Origin of the sequence: Arthrobacter sp. 754, assembly GCF_040548695.1 — a bacterium.
In the GTDB taxonomy this organism is placed as follows: Bacteria; Actinomycetota; Actinomycetes; order Actinomycetales; family Micrococcaceae; genus Arthrobacter.
Window position 1 is genome coordinate 149,394 of sequence record NZ_JBEPSC010000002.1, and the last position, 16,411, is coordinate 165,804.

The window sequence follows — 16,411 nt, forward strand, 5'->3', positions numbered from 1 at the left end:
CCCAATGATCGATTTCGACCCCGGGACAGCAGCGCCAACCAAGGGAACGAGCGTCCGCAACGGCGGGGACCTCGTCGTCGAGACCCTCGAAGCGCTGGGCGCCAAGACGGTCTTCGGCATTCCCGGCCAGCACGCGCTGGGTCTGTTCGACGCCATGGGCCGCGGAAACCTGCACTTCGTCTCCTCCCGGGTGGAGAACAATTCAGCCTTCGCCGCTGACGGTTACTCCCGGGCCACGGGGGAGGTGGGCGTCCTGTTCCTCTCCACCGGTCCCGGTGCCCTGACGTCCCTGGCCGGCCTGCAGGAGGCCTACGCAACGGGCGTGCCCATGGTGGTGGTGGCCAGCCAGATCCCGCTCGACGGGTTGGGGGCCCGCCGCAAGGGAATGCTCCACCAGTTGGATGACCAGAAGGCCTCGGCCGCCAACGTCACCAAGAGCCAGCGCCTGATCCAGCACGCGTCCGGCATCCCGTCGGCCATCCAGGATGCGTGGACCGAAGCGATCTCCTCCCCGCAGGGGCCTGTCTGGCTGGAAATTCCGCAGAACGTGCTCCTGGATCCCATCATGGTTCCGCCGGTTGAGGACGCGCTCGCCGAAGCGGCGGACAATCCGCCCCGCGTGGAGCTGATCCGCGAGGCCGTGAAGTGGCTTTCGACGGCGGAACGTCCGGCCATCATCGCCGGCGGAGGTACGCGCCGCGGCCGGGCCGAGAAGTCCCTGCTCGCCATCGCCGAGAAGCTTCGCGCTCCCGTGATCTGTACGCCGGGCGGCAACGGGGCATTTCCGTGGAACCACGAGCTTTCCCTGCAGTCCTGGATCGAGGACCGCTACATGACGGACCTCCTGGAAGACGCCGACGTCCTGATTGTGATCGGCTCCTCTTTGGGCGAGGTCACGTCCAACTACTTCACTTTCGAACCCCGCGGCCGGATCATCCAGATCGACGCCGAACCACGGGTACTCGAGTCCAACAGCCCCGGCCTGGGCATCCGCGCGGACGCCGGCCAGGCGCTCGCCGCCCTGGACATGGCGCTTCAGGCCGCACCTGACACCGAACCCAACTGGCACGGGACCACCCCCGAAACCTTGGTGAAGGAGTCGTTGGCCAAGGTTCGCCACAGGCTGGAATCCCAGGACCTGGGCAAGGAACTGAAGTTCATGGCCGACATCCGGGAGGCAGTCCCCGCGGACATGCAGACCTTCTGGGACATGACCATCGCCGCGTACTGGGGCTGGAGCTGCTGGGACGCCAAGGACGGCCAGTTCCACTCGGCCCAGGGTGCCGGTGGCCTGGGCTACGGCTTCCCGGCCGCCATCGGCGGAGCGGTCGGCCTGGAAACGCTGGGCAAGCCAGGCCGGGTGCTCGCGGTTTCCGGTGACGGTTCGTCCATGTACTCCATCTCCGAACTTGCCACAGCGAAGCAGCACAACGTGCCGGTCACCTGGCTGATCGTGGACGACGGCGGCTACGGCATCCTGCGCGAATACATGGTGGGCGCGTTCGGCAAGGCCACGGCCACCGAGCTCGCCCGCCCGGACTTCGTCAAACTCGCCGAGGCGTTCGGCGTGCCGGCCACCAAGGCGGCCCCCGAGGACGTGGGGGACGCGCTCAAAGCGGCCTTCGCCGCGGACGGCCCCAACGTCGTCGTCGTCGAAACCCTGCTCAGGATGTTCGGTCCCACCCACTTGGACGACTGAAAAACCCGCTCCTGCCCGCTCCGGAAAACAGCGCGGACCGGCAGCCACAAACCCTTGGAAGCAAGGGCACTGGCCGCCGGTCCGCGCTCGGCGTTTAAGGACCCCTCCGCTCGTTAGTTTCCCAAAGCAACCAATTTGAGATATAGTTGCCCAAGGCAAGCAAAATGAGGGGAACCCAACCATGGCAGTTGCGCCAGATACCGCGGCGGATCTCGTCTCCCGCATTTTCGACCTCCAGCGCGTGGTCCGATGCGTGGCAAATGCAAGTTTCCGCGGCATGGACACCGGAGTGGCGCTGCAGGGCGTGCTCAGGTTCGTGGGGGAGGGCGAGGCCCGTGCAACCCACCTGGCCGAGCGCCTCGGCGTCAGCGCCCCGGTCCTCAGCCGCCATATCGCGGACCTCGAAATGCAGGGGTATGTCATCAGGCGGCAGGACCCCGACGACGGCCGGGCCCAGCTGGTGGCCTTGTCGCCCGCCGGGGTGGACAAGCTCCGGCAGATCGAGCAGCACCGCACGGCCACCCTGCAGGACTACCTCAGCAACTGGAGCCAGGGCGACGCCGAAGACACGGCCCGCACCCTGGCCAGGCTCACGGAATCCCTCAAACACTCAGCCCGGGCAACGGCGACCGGTCCCATCACCATGACCCAGACCCCCAAGGAGCACTGATATGCCGAATCCACCCGCCGCAGCGCCGCCCGTGGCGATGACCCACCGCCAGATCATGGAGGCCCTTACCGGGATCCTGGCGGCCTTCTTCACAGCCATCCTGAGCAGCACCATCGTGGCCAACGCGCTGCCCACCATCATGTCCGATCTCCACGGGACCCAGACGGACTTCGCCTGGGTGATCACGGCTGCGCTGCTGGCCAACGCCGTCACCACCCCGATCTGGGGCAAGCTGGCCGACCTCTTCAACAAAAAGGTCCTGGTCCAGCTGAGCATTGTTGTCTTCGTGGCCGGCTCGGTGATGGCCGGACTTTCCGAGACCATCCCGCTGCTGCTCACCGCCCGCGTGATCCAGGGCGTTGCCATGGGCGGGCTCACTGCGTTGTCACAGGCCATCATCGGCACCATGATCCCGCCGCGGGACCGCGGCAAATACTCCGGTTACATGGGCGGCGTGATGGCGGTGGGCACCGCCGGCGGCCCCCTGCTGGGCGGTTTCATCGTGGACAGCCCGCTGGGCTGGCGGTGGACGTTCTTCGTCTGCGTGCCGCTGGCCGTGGTTGCACTCATCCTGCTCCAGGTCACCCTGAAGATCCAGCACATCAAACGTCCGGCCAAGATCGACTGGCTGGGCTCCATCCTCTTGACCTCAGGCGTCAGCCTCCTGCTGATCTGGGTTTCCTTCGCCGGCAACCCGGCATACTACGACTGGGTTTCGTGGCAGTCGGCGGCCATGGTGGGCGGCGGCGTGGTGCTCCTGGCCCTGCTGGTGCTGGTCGAATCCAAAGTGGAGCAGCCCATCATCCCGCTCAGGATCATCTCCGAGCGCACCACCGCCCTGGCCATCCTGGCCTCCGTCGCAGTGGGCGTCGCGATGTTCGGTTCCACCACGTTCCTTGGCCAGTACTTCCAGGTGGCCCGTGGCGCGTCGCCCACCGAGGCGGGTCTGCTGACGCTTCCCATGATCGCCGGAAACCTGACCGGCTCCGTGGTCTCCGGCCTGCTGATCAGCCGCACCGGAAAGTGGAAGAGGTATCTGATCGGCGGATCGGTTCTGCTGATCGGCGGACTGGGCCTGGCCGGCACCATGGACCACACCACCGAGCTGTGGCAGGCCGGTATCTTCACGGCAGTCCTGGGTATTGGCCTCGGCATGCTGATGCAGAACCTGGTGCTGGCCGTGCAGAACACCGTGCGGGCGTCCGACATCGGAACGGCCAGTGCATCCGTGGCCTTCTTCCGCTCAGTGGGTGGCGCGATCGGCGTGGCAGTCCTGGGTGCGGTCCTGAGCAGCAGGGTCAGCCAACTCGCCACCGAGGGCCTGGCCGCTGCCGGCATCCCCGTGGCCGGAGGCTCGGCCGGAGCCAGCATGGACCTGGTGGACATGCCCGCACCCGTCCGCGAAATCATGCGCGCCGCCTATGGTGATGCCACCGCCGAGGTGTTCCTCATCTCCGCCGTCGTCGCCGTCGTCGCCCTGGTCTCCGTGCTGTTCATCAAGGAACGCCCGCTGCGGCGCACCGTTGACGTCCAGCCGGACACCCGCCCAGTCGTTCAGCCAGTCGTTCAGCCAGGCGTCCGGCCGGACAGCCAACTGACGGCAGACGCTGAACGGCCGACGCCGGTACTCACGTCCGCGAACAGCTGACCTCTTCGCGAACAGTGCCGTGCAACCACACGGGGGCCCGGTTCCTTTCCTGGGGAGTCCGGGCCCCACCTGTCCGCCCGCCGGGGCTTTCGGATGAACTTTCGGCCGCAGATGTTACGCCTGGCCAACTGATTTCGTAGAGTGGGAACCGCAGGAATGTCAGCCCTGGCTGTTACTACTTGAACTCACCAATTCGCGTTTTCTCCCTAAGGACCCGTGGGCATGCTCCTCACCCTCATACGGCGGTACTCCAGGCCGTATTTGCCATACATCGTCGCCGTCGTCGTCTTCCAACTGGCGTCCACCATTGCCGCGCTCTACCTTCCCAGCCTCAACGCCCAGATCATCGATGAAGGCGTTTCCCGCGGGGACACGGATTTCATCTGGCGGACCGGTGGCGTGATGCTCCTGGTGGCCTTTGCCCAGGTGGGCACAGCCATCGCGGGCGTGTACTACGGCTCCAGGACGGCCATGGCTGTGGGCCGGGACCTCCGCCGCGGAGTCTTCCGCAAGGTCACCAGCTTCTCAGCCAAGGACGTGAACACGTTCGGAGCGCCAACCCTGATCACCCGCGGCACCAACGACGTCCAGCAGGTCCAGATGCTGGTGCTGATGGGCCTGAATTTCATGGTGGCCACTCCGATCATGTGCATCGGCGGCATCATCATGGCCCTGCGCGAGGACATCAGCCTGTCCTGGCTGGTTTGGGTGTCGGTTCCGGTGCTGATTGTGGTGGTGGGTTACCTGGTGGTCCGGCTGATCCCGCTCTTCCGCACCATGCAGAAGAAGATCGACCGCATCAACGCCGTCCTGCGTGAACAGATCATCGGCATCAGGGTGGTCCGGGCATTTGTCCGCGAACCCTTCGAAACCGAACGTTTCGGTTTTGCCAACAAGGAACTGACGGACGTGTCGCTGAAGATCGGCTCCCTGTTCGTCCTGATGTTCCCCGTCATCGGCATGATTTTGCACCTGTCCACGGCCGCAGTGCTGTGGTTCGGCGGCCAGCGCGTTGATTCCGGTGACATGCAGGTGGGCGCGCTGACGGCTTTCCTGCAGTACCTGCTCCAGATCCTCATCGCCGTCATGATGGGCACGTTTATGGCCATGATGATCCCGCGCGCCTCGGTGTGCGCGGACCGCATTGGTGAAGTGCTCGACGTCGAACCCTCCATCCATGACCCCGAACGTCCCGAAGCTCCCGTCGCCCTTGCCGGCGTCGTGGAATATCGGAACGTCACCTTCGCTTACCCGGGTGCAGAAGCGCCGGTGCTGAGCAACATCAGTTTCACAGCGAAGCCGGGGGAGACCGTAGCCATCATCGGTTCCACCGGTGCCGGCAAAACCTCCCTGTTGTCCCTGCTGCCGCGCCTCTACGACATCGCCGACGGCGAGGTACTCCTGGACGGCGTGTCCGTCGCCAATCTGGACCGGTCCGAGATCACCAAACGCGTGGCACTGGTGCCGCAGCGGCCTTACCTGTTCTCCGGCACCATCGAGCACAACCTGCGCTTCGGCAAGACCGAAGCCACGGACCAGGAACTGTGGGACGCGCTGCACGTGGCCCAGGGCGAGGACTTTGTCCGCGCAAAGAAGAACGGCCTGAACGCCCGGATCGCCCAGGGCGGCACCAACGTTTCCGGAGGTCAGCGGCAACGGCTCTGCATCGCCCGTGCGCTGGTCACCAAGCCCAAGGTGTACCTCTTCGACGACTCGTTCTCGGCACTGGACGTTGCCACCGACGCCCGCCTTCGTGAGGCGCTGAAGAAGACCACCGCCGAGGCCACTGTGATCATCGTGGCGCAGCGGATCTCCACCATCATCGAGGCGGACCAGATCCTGGTGCTGGACAACGGCCGGATCGTGGACCGCGGAACCCACGAGGAACTCCTGGAAACCTCACCCACCTACCAGGAAATTGTTGAATCCCAGCTGAGCGTGGAGGAAATGGCATGAGCGCCCCCAAGAAGGACGCAACACCGGCCGGGGCCCAGGGCACGGAAGTAGCCCCGGACGCCGAGGGCACGCCGGACCTCTTGGACGACGACTTCGTCGAGGAGGAATTCAAGCCCTCCGAGGCCGACGGCGACATGTTCGGTGGAGTGCCCGCTAAGAAAGCACAACACTTCTGGCCTTCGGCGAAGCGCTTGATGGGCCTGCTGAAACCCGAAGCCGTGGGCATCTTCGCCGTGGTTGCCCTGGTGATCGTTTCCGTGGTCCTGAACGTCATCGCGCCCAAAATCCTGGGCCAGGCCATGGACGTGATCTTCGGCGGCGTGGTGGGCAAGCAGCTGCCCGCCGGAGTCAGCAAGGATGACTTCGTTGAGGGCCTGCGCCGGCAGGGGCAGGACAACTTCGCTGACATGGTTTCCCGGATGGAGCTTATTCCGGGAACAGGGATCGACTTCCAGAAACTCTCGGTCCTGATCGCGATTGTCCTGCTCATGTACTTTGTGGCCAACATCTTCCTGTGGCTGCAGGGCTACGTCCTGAACCGCATCGTCATGAAGGTCATCCGTAAGCTTCGCGACGATACGGAAAAGAAGCTGAACAGGCTTCCGCTGAACTACTTCGACACCCGCCAGCGCGGCGACGTCCTCTCCCGGGTGACGAACGACGTCGACAACGTCCAGCAAGCCCTCCAGCAGGCCTTTGCCCAGCTGATCAGCTCGGTCCTGACCGTCATCGGCATCGTGGTCATGATGTTCATCGTGTCCTGGCAGCTGGCGCTCATTGCCCTGATTGCGCTGCCGCTTGCCGGGGTGGCCGCGGGCATGATCGGCGCCCGCAGCCAAAAGCTCTTCGCAGCCCAGTGGAAGAACACCGGTGCCCTGAACGGCCAGATCGAGGAATCGTTCTCCGGGCACGACCTCGTGCGGGTGTTCGGCCGCGACGCTGACATGCTGGCCCGGTTCGAAGAGCGCAACGAGGAACTGTACAAGGCAAGCTTTGGGGCGCAGTTCGTCTCGGGCATCATCTTCCCGGTGATGCAGTTCGTCTCCTACCTCAGCTACGTGGGGATCGCCGTGGTGGGCGGCCTGCGCGTTGCCTCCGGCTCCATGTCCCTGGGCGACGCTACTGCGTTCATCCAGTACTCACGCGAGTTCACCCAGCCGTTGGGCCAGATGGCCGGCATGGCCAACATGCTGCAGTCCGGCGTGGCGTCCTCTGAGCGCGTTTTCGAGTTCCTTGACGCCGATGAGGAGGATTCAGAGACGGCCACCGAGCACCTGCCTGCCAAGACGGACGGGCATGTCGAATTCAAGGATGTCTCGTTCAGCTACAGCGAGGACAAGCCGCTGATCGAAAACCTGTCCTTCACCGCTGAGCCAGGGCACACGGTGGCAATCGTCGGCCCCACGGGCGCGGGCAAGACCACCCTGGTGAACCTGGTGATGCGCTTCTACGAGCTCAACTCCGGTTCCATCACCCTGGACGGCGTGGACGTGACGCACCTGAGCCGGGCCGAGCTCCGCTCCAAGGTGGGCATGGTGCTGCAGGATGCCTGGCTGTTCGGCGGCTCCATCTACGACAACATCCGGTACGGCAACCTGGACGCCAGCGAAGAACAGGTCATGTCAGCCGCCAAGGCCACGTTCGTTGACCGCTTCGTCCGTGCCCTGCCCGATGGCTACAACACCGTGATCGACGAGGAAGGCAACAACGTCAGCGCCGGTGAAAAGCAGCTGATCACCATTGCCCGCGCGTTTGTGGCCAACCCGTCGCTGCTGATCCTGGATGAGGCAACCAGCTCCGTTGACACCCGGACGGAGCTGCTGGTCCAGAAGGCCATGGCTGCGCTGCGGACGGACCGTACAAGCTTTGTGATCGCGCACCGGCTCTCCACTATCCGGGACGCTGACACCATCCTGGTGATGGAGAACGGCAGGATCGTGGAGCAGGGCAACCACAAGACACTGCTGGCCGCCGAGGGCGCCTACTACCGGTTGTACATGTCCCAGTTTGCCGGTTCCAACATGGAAGAAACCGTGGTTGATGATTCGACGGCGGTGCACAGCTGAGCGTGCACACGGACCCGTCCGATTCCCAGCGCACGGGTCCCAGCCTCCCTGATCCCAGTCTCCCTGATCCCAGCCTCACCGGTCCCCGGCGCATCGAGGTCCTTGTCCCCATGCGCTGGGGGGACATGGACGCATACGGGCATATCAACAACGTCCAGATCGTCCGGATCCTCGAGGAAGCCCGGATTGCTGCCTTCGGCCCGCCACGCGGTTCCGGCCTGCCCGGCATCGAGCCGGAGGTGTCGCTCTTCAACGATGTTCCGGAGGGTGTTTTGGCGTTGGTGGTGGACCACCGGATCCGCTACGTGAAAACCCTTGAATACCGCAACATCCCTGCCGTGGTGCAGGTGTGGATAGGCGCCGTGAAGGGCGCCAGCTTCGATATCCACTACGTAATCCAGGATCCCGTCACCCGGGAGGACTGCGTCCGGGCCAGCAGCCACCTCGCCTTTGTCGATGAAGGCACCGGCCGGGTCCTGCGCCTGACCCCGGAACAGAAGGAGCGGATGGCGCCGTTTGCTGTTTGAACCCTCCGTAAACCTTTTGCAGCAAACCCTGTTTCAACCTTTTCTAACACTGCAAGTAAGGCCTGCCAGCATCAGCTTCTAAGTCCGCCCGGGGGTGTGACTGTTGGCGGTCTTTTTGCGGCGCTAAATGTCGCCCTGCTAGTCGGCAAGCGCTCATGACCGCCTGTAGAACGTCGCTCGCGACATACCGAGATCCCGTGCAACCTGCGCCGCGGGCTCGCCACCTTTGACCAGGCGAACAGCGCTTCTGATCTGACTCTCAGTGACCCGGCGGGGTCGGCCGCCAAGGTCCTTGCCAGCTTCTCTTCGCTTGATTATGGAATCATTGACGCGTTCGCGCTTGATCTTGTGTTCCATCTGCGCGAGGGTGGCCATGATTGTGAACAACATGGAGCCCATCGGTGTTGCTGTGTCGACGTCGCCTCCGCCCAGGTTCAGGACGCGCAGACCCGCGCCGCGGCTGCGGAGTTCGTCAGTTAAGGCAAGCATGTTTTGGGTGGACCGCCCGAGCCTGTCCAAGGTTGTGATGACGAGGGTGTCGCCATCCATGAGCGCGTCAACTGCTTCATCGAATTTTGGCCGTGAAGCGCGTGCTCCGGATACGCCGTGGTCAACATAGAGGTCATCGCGTCGAACGCCGGCGGCAAGTAGATCCGCCGGCTGCCGGTCCGTGGACTGCTGCCGCGTAGAAACCCGGGCATGGCCAATAAGTTTCGATACGCCTGCCTCCAATGTGTCTCATAACTAATGATTAGTACGCCCCTTCAAGCGGGAAGTTTCGAGACATAGTTATAAGAATCGCCGGACCCAGAGAAGGTCCGTGATTTCACAGGAATCAGGATCTTACGGACAAAGCCAGTGAGACGTCTCCTATCTCAAGGGTTTCAAGACGCCTACGTCTCTGATTAGTTATGTCGGCTGAGGCTAGTGGCGGAGTTTGTGAATGACCGATCCGTCTCCACGGAAGATCAGAGTTCTGCTTTGCCCGTCGATCCAGACCCAAAAGTATGAGGCGTCTTCGCCGACGTCATCCACCGTGCCATGTTCGGGTGCACATCCGGTTCGTTTGACGATCACTCTGTCGCCCGGGTTCAGGTGAATCCAGTTGTGATAGCTGAGTAGGCGACTTTGCGGGCTGGGGGATGGGACTTTCACTAGCTGAGTGTCTGCATTCATGGTGTTCCTTCCGGTGGCGTTTCCGTCCACCAGGTCCGGGTGTATAAGGATGGGCGGGGCGGGCACCCGTGTGCACGCCCCGCCCTCTTCCTGTAGTGCTGCTAGGTCAGTTCTGGGGTACTACCTGCATGCTTGGGGGCTAGCGCCTCCTGCTCGACCGAGTTGTCTTCTGCGTCCGTCAGGCCTTCCTTTTTCTGCACCCGGCGGGCCCATGCTGAGGTGACGATTGGGCAGAGCACTGCGGAGACGACGACCGAGGCTGCCACGAGCACGGTGGCGTGTTCCGCGGCCGGCGCGTAGACGGGGTTGGCCGTGGCGACGATAGCGGGGACGAGGGCCGCGTTTCCGGCTGTGGTTGCTGCGGCGAGGCCTGCTACGCCGTCACCACCTGTGAGTTTGTCGGCGAGCAGCAGCACTGCGCCGCCGACGAAGACCACGAACAGTCCGAGGGCGATGCCGAGCAGTCCTGCTTCGACGACGGCGTTGAGGTTGATGGTCAGTCCGAGGGACAGGCCCAGGAACGGAATCATTGCCGGTACCAGCGGGGCCAGGAGATGCCGCATGTTCTTGTCCAGGTTTCCGAGGAGCATGCCCAGTGCCAGCGGGAGGATCGCGCCGACGAGTGCCTGCCAGGGGAAGGCAGCGAGGCCGGCGATGCCGAGGGTGACCATGGTCAGGAAGGGGCCGGATTCGAGCGAGAGGATGGAGTAAGCTCCAGCATCGCGTTTGCGGCCGAACTGTCCCATCAGGGAGATGTAGAGGCCGCCGTTGGTGTCGTTCAGGGCGGCGACGAGGGCGAGGGTTGAGAGACCGGCAAGGATTCCGGTTTCGATGGGCGCTTCGCCGAGGAAGCGTCCGGCGATGACGCCTATGAGGATGGCGAAGGCAATCTTTGAGCCGAGGAGCACCCCGCCTTTTTTGAGGATGTAGGGCGTTGATTTCACTTCGAGTGTTGCGCCGAGGCATACGAAGAACACGGCCAGGAGGGGCGGAAGGCCGGTGAAGAAGGCTCCGGTGAAGGAACCGAAAAACTTACCGGCGTCCGGGGCGAGGGTGTGGATGATGGCGCCGATGAAGAGGGGCACCAGCATCATGCCGCCGGGGACTTTTTCCAGGGCTTTCTTGATGGGAATCGACATTGATTTCTCCTGTGAATAGTTGGGTGGTTGGGGGCTGCGCGGGTCGGACCGTCAGTTCCGCCGTTTGGGGTGGGTTAGCCGAGCCCTGGGATGAGCAGGACCTTGCAGGCGTCTCCGGTGAGCAGTTCGACGGCTTCGTCGATATCGCTGAGTTTTTTGCGGTGGGTGATGAGCCAGTCCAGTTCCAGCTTCCCGGAATCGAGGAGCAGCAGGCTTTGTTCCCAGGTTTCCCAGAGCCGGCGGCCGAAAATGCCGCGAAGGGTGATGCCTTTTTTGTTGATGTAGGCGGCGATGTCGACTTCTGCGGGGCGGCTGGGGTGTCCGACGGTGATGACGGTGGCTTCGCGGCGGACGGCTTCGAAGAGTGTGGCGAGGGTGCCGGGGGCTCCGGAGCATTCGAAGGCGACGTCGAATCCGCCGCGGCGGCCGGTGAGCTCGCGGCAGCGTTCGACGATGCCGTCGTTGGGGTGCATGGCGGTCGCGCCGAGCTTTTCAGCTTGGGCGCGGCGGTAGGGGTTGGGGTCGACTGCGATGACGTGCGAGGCGCCCATGAGCAATGCCAGGTTCACGACGACGAGGCCGACCGGGCCTGCCCCGCTGACGAGCACGGCCCGGCCAGCGACGGAGTAGTTGGCGCGCTGGATGGCGTGGACGGCGACGCCGGCGGCCTCGAGCAGTGCGCCGGATTCCAGGGACAGGCCGGCGGGGAGCTTGACGCAGATGTCCTGGGGGACGGCTGCGTACTCTGCGAAGACTCCGTCGATGTGCATGCCCAGGATCCCGGTGCGTTCACAGGTGTGCGCGTCTCCGGTGCGGCAGGGGAAGCACTGTCCGCAGGTCAGGTGGCTTTCGAGGGCAACCTGGTCGCCGACCTGCAGCCCGGTGACACCGGGACCGACCTCGACGATGGTACCGGCGCCTTCATGGCCCAGGATGACCGGGAGGTTGAGGTTGAATGCCTGGGCTGATGGGGTCCATTCGTAGAGTTCGCGGTCGGTGCCGCACAGGGAGGCGGCGCCGACTTCGATGACGACGGAGCCTTCTGTTGCCTTGGGGTCGCCGGCGTCGGTGACGTAGGTGACGCCTCGCTCTGCTGCGTTCTTAACTACTGCCCGCATGGGGGCCGCCTTTCGTTGGTTCTGGTGATGCGTGGGGGATTTGTGTTGGGGGTGTCAGCTGGAGAGTTGGCCGGCGAAGCGGCGCAGGATGTCGGTCGGGCCGACCTGTCCGCCCTTGAGCAGGAGCCTGCACCCTCCGACAGCGGAGGCGCCGTCGGCTTTCAGGATTGGGCCGGCTGTGACGAACTGGTCCGACACCCGGAGTTGGCGCACGCCCATGGCGATGAGTGCATGGCTGGAGGTGTCACCGCCGCAGACGGCGATGTCACGGGTGAGGCCGGTTGTGGCCATTCTGGCGGCGATGCCGCCGATCAGGGTGCCGACGTAGCCGGCGTCCACTGGTGTGCTGGCCCCGTAGCGCGGGTCCGCCGCGCCACGGGTTGTGTGCACGACGACGTTCCTGCCTGCCTGAAGAGCATTGGACACGCGTTCATCGAGGGCGGCAACCAGTGCTGGGTCATCGCGCTGGAGCAGTTCGGCAGGCACCGGGACGTCTTCCCAGCCATTGGAGATGGCATCGTTGATTTGCTCGGCCGTGGTGCTGGAGGCCGAGGCGCTGACGGCCAGCACTGGTCCCGACGGCTTCTGGGGGCCGGGGACGCGCGGAGCCTGGTCCGAGATGGACCGTGCCAGTGCCGCCATGATGCCGCCGGATCCGACGACGATCGATGGACCGTGACCGTGTTCTTCCCGCGTGAGGGCTTCTGCGATGGCGTCCATCTGATGTTCGTCCACGGCGTCGACGACAAAGGCCTGTGCCCCGGGATCCCGGCGTCGTTCCGCCCAGGCGTCCTTGAAGGTGCCGTCTTGGTAGGCGGGCAGGTGGATCGCCTCAGGCACTTGGGTGTCGCCGAACTGTTCGGCCAGGACCTGGCGCAGGTCCGCCTCGGCCATGGGGGTGGACGGGTGCCGTGACATGACCGGGTGGCGGTCCAGCCGGTAGGTTTTGCCGGCGTAGTTGGCGTAGTGGTTGCTGAAGGCGGTGTACCGTCCGAAGCCAGGCTGGGCCGGCGCCACGGGAATGGGCCCGTGCAGGGGGAATTGCTGATGGAGCAGCTTGATCCCGCGCCCGATGCTTCCGACAGTGGTGGAGCTGTCGAACGTGGAGCAGACCTTGTACAGCAGCACGTCCAGGTTCAGGGCCGCAATCCCGGCGAGGTCCCTGATGACCATGTTGTCGAACGCTGTTCCGGACAGGGAGCGGGCCGGTCCTGCGAACCCGACGACGTCGGTGTCCTTGGGCAGCGGCGCGTCCCCGATGACCAAAGCAGCTTCCAGGCCGTAGCGGTGGGACTGGGCCAGGACGTCGGCGGCTCCGGTGAGGTCGTCCGCGACGAAACCGAAAGCTGGCATCTCAGGCACCTTTCCCGAAAGTCTGGACAGCGTGCAGGAGAGCATCGTCCCCCGTTTGAGCGAGTTTGTCCGCTGCGTTCTGCAGCGGCTCCCCATTCACTGCTGCTTCCCACGCCTGGCGCAGGCTTCGCACTCCGGCGCCGGGGCCGTCCGGGTGGGCGGCGACCCCGCCGCCGGCCAACATCATCAGGTCTGTGGAACCGACCGCGTCGAAGGTGGGGCCGGGGGTGGTGACATTCTGCCCTGAGGACAGGACAGGCAGCGGTGCAATGGTCTGCCCGAGGGGTTCGAAGAGGCTGCGGATGTTGGCCGCGACTTCTTCATCGAGTTCGTAGAACTTGCTGCCGAGCCCGCTGGCGTGCAGGTGGTCGGCGCCGGCGAGGCGGGCCATCTGCTGCCAGACCCGGTAGTCCATGCCCAGGGCCTTGGACCGCATCGAGGCCGCGAGGCCGGCGCGGTGGCCGTGGATCGGTACCTCGGCGAAGCTGCGCAGCAGGGCCAGGGCGGGTAAACCCATGACCGGGATGTTCAGCATCACGCACGTGCCGCCGGCTTCCACGACCAGGTCGTGGCGTTTCTGCAGTCCGGCAAGGTCACCGGTGATGTTGAAGGCATACATGGTGGAGTGGCCGGAGACCTGCTCAGCGGCGCGGATTTCCTCGGTGGCAACGGCGACCCGGCGTTCCAGCGGCAGGTATGCCGGATCAGTCATGAGCTCGTCGTCCTTGATCAGGTCGATGGAGGCCATCGCAAGATCCCGGACCACCAGACGGAATTCCTCTTCCGAGAGCCCGACGTTGGGTTTGACGATGGTGCCGACCATGACGCCCTGAACGTCACTGATGAGCTTGCGCGTGCCCTCGATGCCGAAGGCCGGGCCGGGGTGGGCTGCGACGAAGTCCTCCGGCAGCTCAATGTTCTGGAGCCGGCAGGCATACAGATCGCCCAACTCGAAGAGATTGCCTGCAATGACAGTCTGCAAGGTCGCCAGGTCCGTGCCGACGTTCTCCATCGGAAAATCGACGGTCACCAAGGCAGCGCGGACTTTTTCCGGGTTGGCCCGTGACGGCAGGGACGGGCGGCAAAAACCAAGCTCCTGGACATCGGATATCCGGGCGGCATGCCGCTCCCGGATGCGGGCTGATTCGCCGGGGACCGGCAGGAAGGTGCCGCTGGACTGCTCGCCCGCCATGATGGCTGCGGCCTTCCCGGGATCGATCTCGGACTCTAGGTAGTAGGTGCAACGCACCGAGCGCGGGTCGCGCATGGATTCTCCAATTCGGGGTTTTGAAACTCACGTATCCGACTGTCACCTGCAGGTACTTTTACTTCGCTCACGCGCCGATGCGGGCTCAAGCGGGTGACTCGCACTTCGGGACTATGGCATCTCCTGTGATCCCAAGCTCGAAGTTGTACGTACCTTTGATACGTACAATAATGGGTGGTGTAGGTCACGTCAAGACTGGGCGATGTCACTGCTCAGCGTTGAGGAGCAGCGGGAGGGCTAAGATTTGCACAGCGGCAGAGGAGTTAGCGTGAGTTTGGTACCAGCAGAACCCGAGGCGGAGCCGACGGGACGAAGTGGCGGTTTGAACCGAGAAGCCGGAGGCCCGCTCCATGCACAAATTCGGGACATCCTGCACCGGCAGATCATCGACCTTGCGCTGCCCCCAGGCTCCTCCCTGCCCACTGAAGAGGAACTGCAAAGGCAGTTCGGTGTATCACGCAGCGTCGTGCGCCAGGCCCTGTCAGGCCTTGCTGACCTCGGCCTGATCCGACGCCAGCGCGGCCGTGGCAGCGTAGTAGCCGCAACGCCCGTCCTCCGCCGGCACGTCCAGCGTGCGGGAGGCCTGGATGAACAGGCTGCCGCGCACGGCCAGCGCCTGCGCACCCATGTCCTCACCGTAGAACCATCCGAGCCGCCCCAGGCAGGCGTCGAGGCCCTCAACACCACCAACACCTGGAAAATCGAGCGGGTCCGCTACCTCGACGATCTTCCCGTTGCGTTCATGCGTACCTGGGTACCGCGCGACTTCTTCCCGCACTTCACCGTAGAACTGCTCGAAAACGCATCGCTTCTCAGCCTCATGCGCGACCACGGGTATCACCCCGCTGGCGGTCCCCGTCAGGTCCAGGCCGTGTCCTCAGATCCTGACCTGGCGCGGAAACTGAACATCAACACTCGCGAACCACTGCTCCTGCTCCAAGGCGTGACCCGGGACGCCCTCGGCCATGGTCTCGAATGGTTCAATGTCTGGCACAGCCCCAACACCGTCTTCGACGTTGATGCACAAGTCACCAGCCAGCCCGGCCACGTCTCCCAAGAGCACCTCCGCCGCCTACGGAACCTGACCCAGCAACTTGAATCAGAACTAGCTGACCTCGAACGAGGAGCACGCTAAAGCGTGCGCCCACGGCCAACCGACCCCTGACATCCATCGGGACATCTCAAGATGTTGGGAGTCGACACCGGCAAGACGCCCGCGCACCCTTGCGGGCCACCAGCGCATTCTCCTGTTTGGGCCTGGCTTGTCTCAAAACCCTCGTGCCTCGAAAACCTAGGGATACAAGACAGTCCGGGGGAGTCGTGCGACATATAGCGATCACAGAACGCCGCCATTTAGCGGAAAACTCCACAGCCCGGGGGCCGCTGCAGGTGGGTCTTTAGCCCGTTGCGCCGGCCTTGGCGCACACTGGAAACTGAATGTCTATCAAAGGAGCGTTGATCATGGCCAAGAACCGCCAGCAACACAAGGTCCCCAAGCAGCGCAAGAAGACCTGGAAAGAGATGTCCCCGGCTGCCCGGGCCTCATTTGTGGGGATAGGGATCGTGCAGATGACGTTGATGCTGGCCGCCCAGCGCGATATTTCACGCCGCCCTGCTGCGCAGATCAACGGTCCAAAGGCGGCCTGGCGGGCTGCGTCCCTGATCAATTTCATCGGGCCCATAGGCTACTTCGTGCTGGGACGGAAGAGGCCCGGAGCAGCCACATAGGCTTTCACTCCGAAGCCCACACAGGCGATGGCTATGGAGCAGGCACCCAGCTTGAGCCTGTAAA

13 protein-coding genes are annotated in these 16,411 nt (G+C 64.1%); 8 read left to right on the plus strand and 5 right to left on the minus strand.

Going from position 1 to position 16,411, the window contains the following annotated elements; genetic code table 11:
- The first annotated feature begins 4 nt into the window (after positions 1–4).
- From ABIA70_RS06255 to ABIA70_RS06280, 6 genes are all read left to right on the plus strand, one after another.
- The gene (locus ABIA70_RS06255; RefSeq protein WP_354146730.1) at positions 5–1,699 is read left to right on the plus strand and encodes a thiamine pyrophosphate-binding protein; all 1,695 of its coding nucleotides are present in this window, start codon (positions 5–7) and stop codon (positions 1,697–1,699) included.
- Positions 1,700–1,880: 181 nt separating this feature from the next.
- Positions 1,881–2,369 carry a MarR family winged helix-turn-helix transcriptional regulator gene (locus tag ABIA70_RS06260; protein ID WP_354146731.1) on the plus strand — a complete coding sequence of 163 codons (489 nt, stop codon included), beginning with the start codon at positions 1,881–1,883 and terminating at the stop codon, positions 2,367–2,369.
- A 1-nt stretch (position 2,370) separates the two neighbouring features.
- Positions 2,371–4,017 carry an MDR family MFS transporter gene (locus ABIA70_RS06265; RefSeq protein ID WP_354146732.1) on the plus strand — a complete coding sequence of 549 codons (1,647 nt, stop codon included), beginning with the start codon at positions 2,371–2,373 and terminating at the stop codon, positions 4,015–4,017.
- A gap of 222 nt (positions 4,018–4,239) precedes the next feature.
- Complete coding sequence (locus ABIA70_RS06270; protein WP_354146733.1) at positions 4,240–5,973, plus strand: ABC transporter ATP-binding protein; 1,734 nt, start codon at positions 4,240–4,242, stop codon at positions 5,971–5,973.
- Positions 5,970–8,039 (plus strand): ABC transporter ATP-binding protein, encoded by a 2,070-nt coding sequence (locus ABIA70_RS06275; RefSeq protein ID WP_502917179.1) that lies wholly within the window; start codon positions 5,970–5,972, stop codon positions 8,037–8,039. The genes ABIA70_RS06270 and ABIA70_RS06275 overlap by 4 nt, the downstream gene beginning before the upstream one ends.
- A gap of 110 nt (positions 8,040–8,149) precedes the next feature.
- A complete protein-coding gene (locus ABIA70_RS06280; RefSeq protein WP_354147324.1) occupies positions 8,150–8,566 on the plus strand; it encodes an acyl-CoA thioesterase in 417 nt (138 codons plus the stop codon).
- Positions 8,567–8,719: 153 nt separating this feature from the next.
- Here ABIA70_RS06280 and ABIA70_RS06285 read toward each other — a convergent pair whose 3' ends face one another.
- The 5 genes from ABIA70_RS06285 to ABIA70_RS06305 form a co-directional block, all read right to left on the minus strand.
- Complete coding sequence (locus tag ABIA70_RS06285) at positions 8,720–9,298, minus strand: recombinase family protein (protein ID WP_354146734.1); 579 nt, start codon at positions 9,296–9,298, stop codon at positions 8,720–8,722.
- 545 nt (positions 9,299–9,843) lie between these two features.
- Positions 9,844–10,881, minus strand: a complete 1,038-nt coding sequence (locus tag ABIA70_RS06290; RefSeq protein ID WP_354146735.1) for a 2-keto-3-deoxygluconate permease — start codon at positions 10,879–10,881, stop codon at positions 9,844–9,846.
- 74 nt (positions 10,882–10,955) lie between these two features.
- The gene (locus ABIA70_RS06295) at positions 10,956–11,999 is read right to left on the minus strand and encodes a zinc-dependent alcohol dehydrogenase (RefSeq protein ID WP_354146736.1); all 1,044 of its coding nucleotides are present in this window, start codon (positions 11,997–11,999) and stop codon (positions 10,956–10,958) included.
- Between the two features lie 54 nt (positions 12,000–12,053).
- Positions 12,054–13,352 (minus strand): four-carbon acid sugar kinase family protein, encoded by a 1,299-nt coding sequence (locus tag ABIA70_RS06300; protein ID WP_354146737.1) that lies wholly within the window; start codon positions 13,350–13,352, stop codon positions 12,054–12,056.
- A 1-nt stretch (position 13,353) separates the two neighbouring features.
- Complete coding sequence (locus ABIA70_RS06305; protein WP_354146738.1) at positions 13,354–14,619, minus strand: RuBisCO large subunit C-terminal-like domain-containing protein; 1,266 nt, start codon at positions 14,617–14,619, stop codon at positions 13,354–13,356.
- A 268-nt stretch (positions 14,620–14,887) separates the two neighbouring features.
- Between ABIA70_RS06305 and ABIA70_RS06310 the strand changes: the two genes are divergently transcribed.
- On the plus strand, positions 14,888–15,754 hold the full coding sequence (locus ABIA70_RS06310) for a GntR family transcriptional regulator (RefSeq protein ID WP_354146739.1): 867 nt from the start codon (positions 14,888–14,890) through the stop codon (positions 15,752–15,754).
- 326 nt (positions 15,755–16,080) lie between these two features.
- A complete protein-coding gene (locus ABIA70_RS06315) occupies positions 16,081–16,347 on the plus strand; it encodes a PLDc N-terminal domain-containing protein (RefSeq protein ID WP_354146740.1) in 267 nt (88 codons plus the stop codon).
- Positions 16,348–16,411: the final 64 nt, after the last annotated feature.